We start from the raw sequence: 9,125 nt of genomic DNA on the forward strand, positions 1-9,125 counted from the left end.
GCAAGGGATGACCAACCACATTCTCGAGATGCGCGGCATCACGAAGACGTTCCCCGGCGTCAAGGCGCTCGCGAACGTCAACCTGGGCGTGGAGCGCGGCGAGGTCCACGCGATCTGCGGCGAGAACGGCGCAGGCAAGTCGACGCTGATGAAGGTGCTGTCGGGCGTCTACCCGCACGGCACCTACGACGGCGCCATCGTCTTCGAGGGAGAGGAGGTCGAGTTCAGGGACCTCACCGACTCCGAGGCCAAGGGCATCGTGATCATCCACCAGGAGCTCGCACTCAGCCCGTACCTCTCGATCGCCGAGAACATCTTCCTCAACAACGAGCAGAAGGGCACCGGCGGTCTCATCGACTGGAACCAGACGAACTTCGAGGCGTCGAAGCTGCTCGCACGGGTCGGCCTGAGGGAGAACCCGACGACCAAGATCCGCGAGATCGGCGTCGGCAAGCAGCAGCTCGTCGAGATCGCGAAGGCCCTCTCCAAGCGCGTCAAGCTCCTGATCCTCGACGAGCCCACCGCCGCGCTCAACGACGAGGACTCCGACCACCTGCTCGACCTGATCCTGCACCTGAAGGGGCAGGGCATCACGTCGATCATCATCAGCCACAAGCTGAACGAGATCAAGAAGGTCGCAGACACGGTCACGGTCATCCGCGACGGCAAGACGATCGAGACGATCGCCAAGCAGGACGTCACCGAGGACCGCATCATCAAGGACATGGTCGGTCGCGACCTCGAGCACCGGTACCCCGACCACACGCCGAACCTCGGCGAGGAGCTGCTCCGCGTCGAGGACTGGACCGCGCACCATCCGCAGGACTCGAACCGGGTCGTCGTCGACAAGGTCAACCTGCACGTGCGCGCGGGCGAGATCGTCGGCATCGCGGGCCTCATGGGCGCCGGTCGCACCGAGTTCGCGATGAGCCTCTTCGGCCACTCGTACGGCTCGCGCATCACGGGCAAGGTGTTCCTGCGGGGCAAGGAGATCAAGACCCGCACGGTCGCCGAGGCGATCTCGAACGGCATCGCCTACGCCACCGAGGACCGCAAGACCTACGGCCTGAACCTCATCGAGGACATCAAGCGGAACATCTCGATGGCGTCGCTGAAGAAGCTCGAGAAGTACGGCCTCGTGCACGACAACGAGGAGTACGCGGTCGCCAACGAGTACCGCAAGTCGATGAACATCAAGGCGCCGAGCGTCCTGGTGAAGACCGGCAAGCTCTCGGGCGGCAACCAGCAGAAGGTCGTCCTGTCGAAGTGGATCTACTCCGACCCCGACGTGCTGATCCTCGACGAGCCCACGCGCGGCATCGACGTCGGGGCGAAGTACGAGATCTACACGATCATCAACCGCCTGGCCGCCGCCGGGAAGGGCATCATCGTGATCTCGTCGGAGCTGCCCGAACTCCTCGGCATCTGCGATCGCGTGTACGCCCTCTCGGAGGGTCGCATCACCGGCGAGCTCCCCGTCGACGAGGCCACGCCCGAGTCGATGCTCAAGCTCATGACCATGGAAAAGCCCCGCTAGCCCGCGGCTGACGGAACACCCCCAGGAGACATCATGTCGAATCCGAACCCTCCCACAACCGAGGAGACCCACGCGGCGGGCAGCAACATCAACCCCGTCGACAACAAGTTCACCGAGCGACTGAGCCACGTGCTCAGCGACCTCGGTCGCAACGGCATCTTCATCGCCCTCGTCGCCGTGGTCGTGCTGTTCGCCTTCCTCACCGACGGCATCCTGCTGAGGCCGCAGAACATCTCGAACCTGGTCGTGCAGAACGGGTACATCCTCGTCCTCGCGATCGGCATGGTGATGGTCATCATCGCCGGTCACATCGACCTCTCGGTCGGATCCGTCGCCGCGTTCGTCGGGGCCTGTTCCGGCGTGTTCGCGGTCCAATGGGGCCTGCCGTGGTGGCTGGCCGTGGTCCTCTCGCTCGGCATCGGCGCGCTCGTCGGCGTCTGGCAGGGCTTCTGGATCGCCTACGTCGGAATCCCGGCGTTCATCGTGACCCTGGCCGGCATGCTCATCTTCCGCGGCCTCGCGCTCGTGGTGCTCGGCAACGCGAACATCGGCTCGTTCCCGACCGAGTACCGCGCGCTCGGCAACGGCTTCCTGTCGAACGTGTTCGGCGAATTCGAGCTCGATCCACTGACGCTCGGCGTCGGCGCCCTCGCGATCGTGATCCTCGTCGTGCAGCAGGTGCGCAGCCGCCGCGGCCGCGTGAAGTACGGCCAGGACGTCGAGCCGCTGGTGTGGTTCATCACCAAGCTCGTGCTGATCTCGGCGGCGATCGGGTTCTTCGCCTACGCGCTCGCGTCGTACAAGGGCATCCCGGTGACGCTGATCATCCTCGGCGTGCTGGTGCTCGTGTACAGCGTCGTGATGAACCGCACCGTGTTCGGCCGTCACATCTACGCGATCGGCGGCAACCGCCACGCGGCCGAGCTGTCGGGCATCAAGACCCGTCGGGTCGACTTCTGGCTGTTCGTGAACATGGGCTTCCTGGCGGCGCTCGCCGGCCTCATCTTCACGGCGCGCCTGAACCTCGCGGGACCGAAGGCCGGCGACGGCTTCGAGCTCGAGGCGATCTCGGCGGCGTTCATCGGCGGCGCGGCCGTCCAGGGCGGCGTCGGCACGATCGGCGGCGCGATCATCGGTGGTCTGATCATCGGTGTCCTGAACAACGGCATGTCGATCATGGGCATCGGCATCGAGTGGCAGCAGGCCGTGAAGGGCCTCGTGCTGCTGCTCGCGGTTGCGTTCGACGTGTACAACAAGCGTCGGTCGGGCGGGCACTGACCCGCAGTTCCTCCTGAGACGGCGAGGGGCGGATGCCACGTGGCATCCGCCCCTCGTCGTGTCTCGGTGCCGGCGCGCCCGGGCCGGGCTGCCTCTCGGGGCCGGGCTGGCTCGCCGGGGCCGGCTGCCCGCCGGGGCCGTGGCGTCTCGCCGGGGCCGACCCGCCTCGCCGGGGCCGGCCGCCCGCCGGGGCCGGCCCGTCTCGTCGGGGCCGGGCCGTCTCGTCGGGGCCGACCCGCCTCGCCGGGACCGACCCGCCTCGCCGGGGCCGGCTGCCCGCCGGGGCCGACCCGCCTCGCCGGGGCCGGCTGCCCGCCGGGGCCGTGGCGTCTCGTCGGAGCCGGGCCGTCTCGTCGGGGCCGACCAGGCTCACCGACGCCGACGTTGCCCGCCGGTCGGGAGGAACTTCCGGCTCGCGCCCGGCGTGTCGAGGGTCGGCCCGCGGCGTGTCGTCGGCTTTCTCCTCCCGTACGCACGGGAGGGCGAGCTGCTGGGGCGACGCGGCGGGCCGAGGGGCTTGGCTCTCGGCTTCGTTAGCGCTAACATCATGGTTGTTAGCGCTAACGAAGCAGACGAAGGAGTCCCGGATGCCGCATGTCGCGCCTGAGCGCCACATGACGCTCGTCGAGGCCGTCTCCGATCGGAACGGAGCATCCGCCCGTCGGCATCGCAGCGCGACCCGGAGCCCGGAAGGCGTTCGCGCCTCCCGCACGGCGATGCCCGCCGCGGTGGAGGCGGCGGGCATCGACCCGGGGTCGAGCACGATCGGGTCGAGCACGATCGGGGCGACCGCATGAGCGTCACGGCCACCGACCTCCGGCCCGACGTCGAGGTCGCGATCGCCCGTACGCGTGCGGATGTCGCTCGCCTGCACGGTGAGCTGACCCGGTACGGGCTCGTGGTGTGGACCGGCGGGAACGTGTCGGGCCGCGTGCCCGGCGCGGACCTGTTCGTGATCAAGCCGTCGGGTGTGAGCTACGACGACCTGGCGCCGGAGAACATGATCCTCTGCGACCTCGACGGCAACGTCATCCCGGGCACGCCGGGCGCCGACCGGTCGCCGTCGAGCGACACCGCGGCGCACGCGTACGTCTACCGGAACATGCCGGAGGTCGGCGGAGTCGTGCACACCCACTCCACGTACGCGGTCGCATGGGCGGCGCGCGGCGAGGAGATCCCGTGCGTGATCACGGCGATGGCCGACGAGTTCGGCGGGCCGATCCCGATCGGACCGTTCGCGATCATCGGCGACGACTCGATCGGCCGGGGCATCGTGGAGACGCTCCGCGGCCACCGCTCGCGTGCGGTGCTCATGCAGAACCACGGGCCGTTCACCATCGGCGCCAACGCCAAGGACGCGGTCAAGGCCGCCGTCATGGTCGAGGACGTGGCCCGCACCGTGCACCTGGCGCGGGAGGCCGGCCCCCTGATCCCCATCCCGCAGGACTCGATCGACCGGCTGTACGACCGGTACCAGAACGTCTACGGACAGAGTGGAGACGCACGACGATGAGCGAGACCATGACCACGGATGCCGCGCGCGCCGCGATCCTCGAGGGGCGCACGTCGCTCGGCATCGAGTTCGGGTCGACCCGCATCAAGGCCTGCCTGGTCGGCGAGGACCCGACCGACGTGCTCGCGGTCGGCAGCCACGAGTGGGAGAACGAGTTCGTCGATCGCCGCTGGACCTACTCGCTCGAGTCGGTCTGGTCGGGCCTGCAGTCGGCGTACGCCGACCTCGTCGCCGACCTTCGGCGCCGCCACGACGTCGTGCCCGAGACGTTCGGCGCGATCGGCGTCTCGGCGATGATGCACGGCTACCTGGCCTTCGACGCCGACGGCGAGCTGCTCGTGCCGTTCCGCACGTGGCGCAACACCTCGACCGGGCCCGCCTCCGCCGAGCTCGGCGAGCGGTTCGGCGTGAACATCCCGCTGCGCTGGTCGATCGGCCACCTGCACCAGGCGGTCCTCGACGACGAGCCGCACGTGCCCCGCATCGCGAGCTTCACGACCCTCGCCGGGTACGTGCACTGGAAGCTCACGGGGCGCAACGTGCTCGGCGTCGGCGACGCGTCGGGCATGTTCCCGATCGACTCGGCCACGAACGACTACGACGCGCGACTCATCGGCATCTACGACGAACTCGTCGCCGACCGCGCGCCCGGCGTGAAGGTCGCCGAGCTGCTGCCCGAGGTGCTGCCGGCGGGGCGGGTCGCCGGCGAGCTCACCGAGGCGGGTGCCGCACTCCTCGATCCGACCGGCGCGGTGCGCGCCGGCATCCCGTTCTGCCCGCCCGAGGGCGACGCCGGCACCGGCATGGTCGCGACGAACGCCGTCGCGCCGCGCACCGGCAACGTCAGCGCCGGCACGAGCATCTTCGCGATGGTCGTGCTGGAGCATCCGCTCGCGAACGCCCACGACGAACTCGACCTCGTGACGACCCCGGCCGGCGACCCGGTCGCGATGGTGCACTGCAACAACGGCGCGAGCGAGCTCGCCGCGTGGGCGGGCGTCTTCGGGCGCTTTGCGGCGGCGGCGGGCGTCGAGCTCGACGGCGACGCCGTGTTCGGCACCCTGTTCCGCGAGGCGCTCGAGGGCGAGGCGGATGCCGGCGGCCTCATCGCGTACAACCACCTCGCGGGTGAGCCGATCGCGGGCCTCGAGGAGGGGCGGCCGATGGTCGTCCGCACGCCCGACAGCCGGCTCACGCTCGCCAACCTGATGCGCGCGCACATCTACGGCGTCTACGGCACGCTCGCGCTCGGCATGCGCGTGCTGCACGGCGAGGGCGTCGGCCTCGACCGCATGTTCGCGCACGGCGGGATCTTCCGCACGGCGGGCGTCGCGCAGCGCTTCCTCGCGGGCGCGCTCGACGCGCCGGTCGCCGTCGGCGAGACCGCCTCGGAGGGCGGAGCGTGGGGCATCGCGGTGCTCGCCGCCTACCTCTCGCACGCCGACGAGTCCGACCTGGGCACCTACCTCGACGAGCGCGTCTTCGCTGGTGCGGCGATCGACGTCGCCGAGCCCGACCCGACGGATGTCGCCGGCTTCGCCGCCTACCTCGACCGCTACGCGGCCGGCCTGGCCGCCGAGGCGGCGGCCGTGGAGGCGCTGTGACGAGCGACGCACCCGAGACATTCCGCCCGAGGCATCCGCCGACCGGCACCCCAGACCCCGCACACATCGAAGCACCCGGAACCGCACGAAGGACACGCACATGACCCGCACGCCGCTCACCACCTCGCTCGACGGATACGAGGTCTGGTTCCTCACCGGAAGCCAGCACCTCTACGGCCCCGAGACCCTCGCGCAGGTCGCCGACCAGTCGCGCACCATCGTGGAGACGCTCGACGCGGCATCCGACGTGCCCGTGAAGCTCGTCTGGAAGCCCGTGCTCACCGACTCGGCCGCGATCAAGCGGGTCGCGCTCGAGGCGAACGCCGCACCGAACGTCATCGGCCTCGTCGCGTGGATGCACACGTTCAGCCCCGCGAAGATGTGGATCGCCGGGCTCGACGCGCTGCAGAAGCCGCTCGCGCACCTGCACACGCAGGCGAACGTCGAACTGCCGTACGCCGACATCGACTTCGACTTCATGAACCTCAACCAGGCCGCGCACGGCGACCGCGAGTTCGGGTACATCCAGACCCGCCTCGGCGTGCCGCGGAAGACGATCGTGGGGCACGCGTCCGACCCGCGCGTGCAGCGCGAGCTCGGCACGTGGCAGCGTGCGGCGGCCGGCCTCGCGGCATCCCGCGACCTGAAGCTCGCGCGGTTCGGCGACAACATGCGCTTCGTCGCGGTGACCGAGGGCGACAAGACCGAGGCCGAGCTGCGATTCGGAGTGCAGGTCAACACGTGGGGCGTGAACGAGCTCGCGGACGCCGTGCACGCGGCATCCGACGCCGACATCGACGCGCTCGTCGCGGAGTACGAGGAGCTCTACGAGGTGGAGCCGGAGCTGCGCCGGGGCGGCGACCGGCACGCGTCGCTGCGCTACGGCGCGGCGATCGAGATCGGGCTGCGCTCGTTCCTCGAGGAGGGCGGCTTCGGCGCCTTCACGACGTCGTTCGAGGACCTCGGGGCGCTGCGCCAGCTGCCCGGCCTCGCCGTGCAGCGGCTGCAGGCAGAGGGCTACGGCTTCGGCGCCGAGGGCGACTGGAAGACCGCGATCCTCGTACGCGTCGCGAACGTCATGGGCGCGGGCCTGCCCGGCGGAGCGACGCTCATGGAGGACTACACGTACGACATGACGCCCGGCGACGAGCTGATCCTCGGCGCGCACATGCTCGAGGTCGCCCCCTCGATCACGACGGCCAAGCCGACGCTCGAGATCCACCCGCTCGGCATCGGCGGCAAGGAGGACCCGGTGCGCCTGGTCTTCACCGCCGACCCCGGCCCCGCCGTCGTCGTGGCGCTCTCCGACATGCGCGACCGGTTCCGCCTCACGGCGAACGTCGTCGAGAACGTCGCGCCGCGCGAGCCGCTGCCGAAGCTCCCCGTCGGCCGCGCGATCTGGAAGCCCGCCCCCGACTTCCAGACCTCCGCCGCCGCGTGGCTGACCGCCGGCGCGGCGCACCACACCGTCATGTCGACCGCGGTGGGCGTCGACGTGTTCCGCGACTTCGCCGAGATGGCTCGCGTCGAGCTGCTCGTCATCGACGAGTCGACCGAACTGCGCGAGTTCCAGCGCGAAGTACGGTGGAACCAGGCCTACTACCGACTCGCGCAGGGGCTCTGAAGGAGGACCCGGTGACCGGTGCGGATGCCTCGGCGCGGGTCGGCGACGACCCGGTCGAGGGGTCCGGCCCGGCGGAGGCGTCCGGCCGGGCAGAGGCGTCCGGCCCGGTGGGCGTGCCGACGATGTTCGACGTCGCTCGGCACGCCGGAGTCTCGCACCAGACCGTCTCGCGCGTGCTCAACGACCTGCCCGGGGTCGCCGCCGCGACGCGCGTGCGCGTGCGCGAATCGATCGCCGCGCTGAACTACACCCCGTCGCCGACGGCGCGCGCGATGGCGCAGCGGCGCTCGGGCTCGATCGGACTCATCCAGGCGGGGCGCCCCGACTACGGACCCTCGAGCGCCGCGCTCGGGTTCAACGAGGCGGCCCGCGAAGCGGGGTACGCCGTCAGCCAGGCGAGCATGCGCACGCTCGATCCCGACGTGCTCACGCAGGCCGTGCACCGGCTCGTGCTCCAGCGGGTCGAGGCGATCGTGCTCATCTCGGGCGAGCGCGAGGGGGTCGACGTGCTGCGCGGCATCGACGCGGGCGTGCCCGTCGTGGCCGTGGCATCCGAGGTCGAACCCGGCATGCACCGCGTCTCGTTCGACCAGGCCGCGGGCGGCCGGCTCGCGACCGAGCACCTCGTCGGGCTCGGGCATCGGCGCATCGCGCACCTTGCCGGCCCAGCCGACTCGATGGACGCCGCCGAGCGCCGTCGCGGGTTCGCCGCCGCGCTGGAGGCCCACGGGCTCGAGGTGCGCGAACCGGTCGTGGGGGACTGGCTCGCGGCATCCGGCCACGCGGCGGGACGCCGCCTGCTCGACGACCGTTGGGCGACCGCGGTGTTCGTCGGCAACGACCAGATGGCGCTCGGCCTCCTGCACGCCTGCCACGAGGCCGGCGTCGAGGTGCCGGGCGAGCTCAGCGTCGTCGGGTTCGACGACATCCCCGAGTCCGCGTTCTTCACGCCGCCGCTCACGACGATGCGGCAGGACTTCGACTCGCTCGGCCGCGACATCATGGCGACCGTCGCCGACGTGCTGCTCGACGAGGCCGCGGCGCCCGACCGCACCTCGCGCGTGCCCGAGCTCGTCGTGCGGGCGAGCACGGCGGCGCCGCGCGCCTGAGGCGGCCGTGCGGGCGGGAACGCGTGCTGCCGCGCGGTTCCCGCGTGCGACGGCTCGAGTTCGCAGGATGAGCCGCGTCATGGGCGGCGTGCGGGTGACATGTGCGGTGGCATCCTGCGAACTTTCGCGCGAATGCGCGAATGCGCGAGGGCGCGAATACGCGATGCGCGAGGGCGCGAGGGCACGGGGGCGTGCGTTGCGTCGGCTCGGTGTGGGCGAGTTTGCAGGATGAGCGGCGTCATGGTGGTTTCAGGGGTGGCGTGGGCCGGGTCATCCTGCGAACTCGCGCGCGGGCGCGCGAGGGCGTGCGTCGTGTCGGCTCGGTGTGGGCGAGTCTGCAGGATGAGCGGCGTCATGGTGGTGCCAGGGGTGGCGTGGGCCGGGTCATCCTGCGAACTCGCGCGCGGGCGCGCGAGGGCGTGCGTCGTGTCGGCTCGGTGTGGGCGAGTCTGCAGGATGA

Annotated in this window: 7 protein-coding genes; all 7 read left to right on the forward strand. The window is 70.9% G+C overall.

The features are described 5' to 3' along the window. Window positions 1-7: 7 nt before the first annotated feature. The 7 genes from mmsA (at window position 8) to ACFVHK_RS08965 (ending at window position 8,665) form a co-directional block, all read left to right on the forward strand. A complete protein-coding gene (mmsA, locus tag ACFVHK_RS08935) occupies window positions 8-1,537 on the forward strand; it encodes a multiple monosaccharide ABC transporter ATP-binding protein (protein WP_376928505.1) in 1,530 nt (509 codons plus the stop codon). A gap of 33 nt (window positions 1,538-1,570) precedes the next feature. Further along, complete coding sequence (gene mmsB, locus ACFVHK_RS08940; RefSeq protein WP_376928506.1) at window positions 1,571-2,815, forward strand: multiple monosaccharide ABC transporter permease; 1,245 nt, start codon at window positions 1,571-1,573, stop codon at window positions 2,813-2,815. 587 nt (window positions 2,816-3,402) lie between these two features. Next, window positions 3,403-3,612, forward strand: coding sequence for a hypothetical protein (locus tag ACFVHK_RS08945; RefSeq protein WP_376928507.1), 210 nt, complete (start codon window positions 3,403-3,405; stop codon window positions 3,610-3,612). Then, a complete protein-coding gene (locus ACFVHK_RS08950; protein ID WP_376928508.1) occupies window positions 3,609-4,328 on the forward strand; it encodes an L-ribulose-5-phosphate 4-epimerase in 720 nt (239 codons plus the stop codon). Before ACFVHK_RS08945 ends, ACFVHK_RS08950 begins: the two co-directional genes overlap by 4 nt. Next, window positions 4,325-5,932 carry a xylulokinase gene (locus tag ACFVHK_RS08955; protein ID WP_376928509.1) on the forward strand — a complete coding sequence of 536 codons (1,608 nt, stop codon included), beginning with the start codon at window positions 4,325-4,327 and terminating at the stop codon, window positions 5,930-5,932. The genes ACFVHK_RS08950 and ACFVHK_RS08955 overlap by 4 nt, the downstream gene beginning before the upstream one ends. Before the next feature lie 100 nt (window positions 5,933-6,032). Further along, on the forward strand, window positions 6,033-7,556 hold the full coding sequence (gene araA / locus ACFVHK_RS08960; RefSeq protein ID WP_376928510.1) for an L-arabinose isomerase: 1,524 nt from the start codon (window positions 6,033-6,035) through the stop codon (window positions 7,554-7,556). An 11-nt stretch (window positions 7,557-7,567) separates the two neighbouring features. Continuing rightward, a complete protein-coding gene (locus tag ACFVHK_RS08965) occupies window positions 7,568-8,665 on the forward strand; it encodes a LacI family DNA-binding transcriptional regulator (RefSeq protein ID WP_376928511.1) in 1,098 nt (365 codons plus the stop codon). Window positions 8,666-9,125 lie beyond the last annotated feature (460 nt).

The sequence above is a fragment of the Agromyces binzhouensis genome, assembly GCF_042672355.1.
GTDB classification, from domain to species: domain Bacteria; phylum Actinomycetota; class Actinomycetes; order Actinomycetales; family Microbacteriaceae; genus Agromyces; species Agromyces binzhouensis.

Coding starts and splice junctions, on each gene's coding strand:
- araA (WP_376928510.1), top strand. CDS start 6,033: ATGACCCGCACGCCGCTCACCACCTCGCTCGACGGATACGAGGTCTGG.
- ACFVHK_RS08955 (WP_376928509.1), top strand. CDS start 4,325: ATGAGCGAGACCATGACCACGGATGCCGCGCGCGCCGCGATCCTCGAG.
- mmsB (WP_376928506.1), top strand. CDS start 1,571: ATGTCGAATCCGAACCCTCCCACAACCGAGGAGACCCACGCGGCGGGC.
- mmsA (WP_376928505.1), top strand. CDS start 8: ATGACCAACCACATTCTCGAGATGCGCGGCATCACGAAGACGTTCCCC.
- ACFVHK_RS08950 (WP_376928508.1), top strand. CDS start 3,609: ATGAGCGTCACGGCCACCGACCTCCGGCCCGACGTCGAGGTCGCGATC.
- ACFVHK_RS08945 (WP_376928507.1), top strand. CDS start 3,403: ATGCCGCATGTCGCGCCTGAGCGCCACATGACGCTCGTCGAGGCCGTC.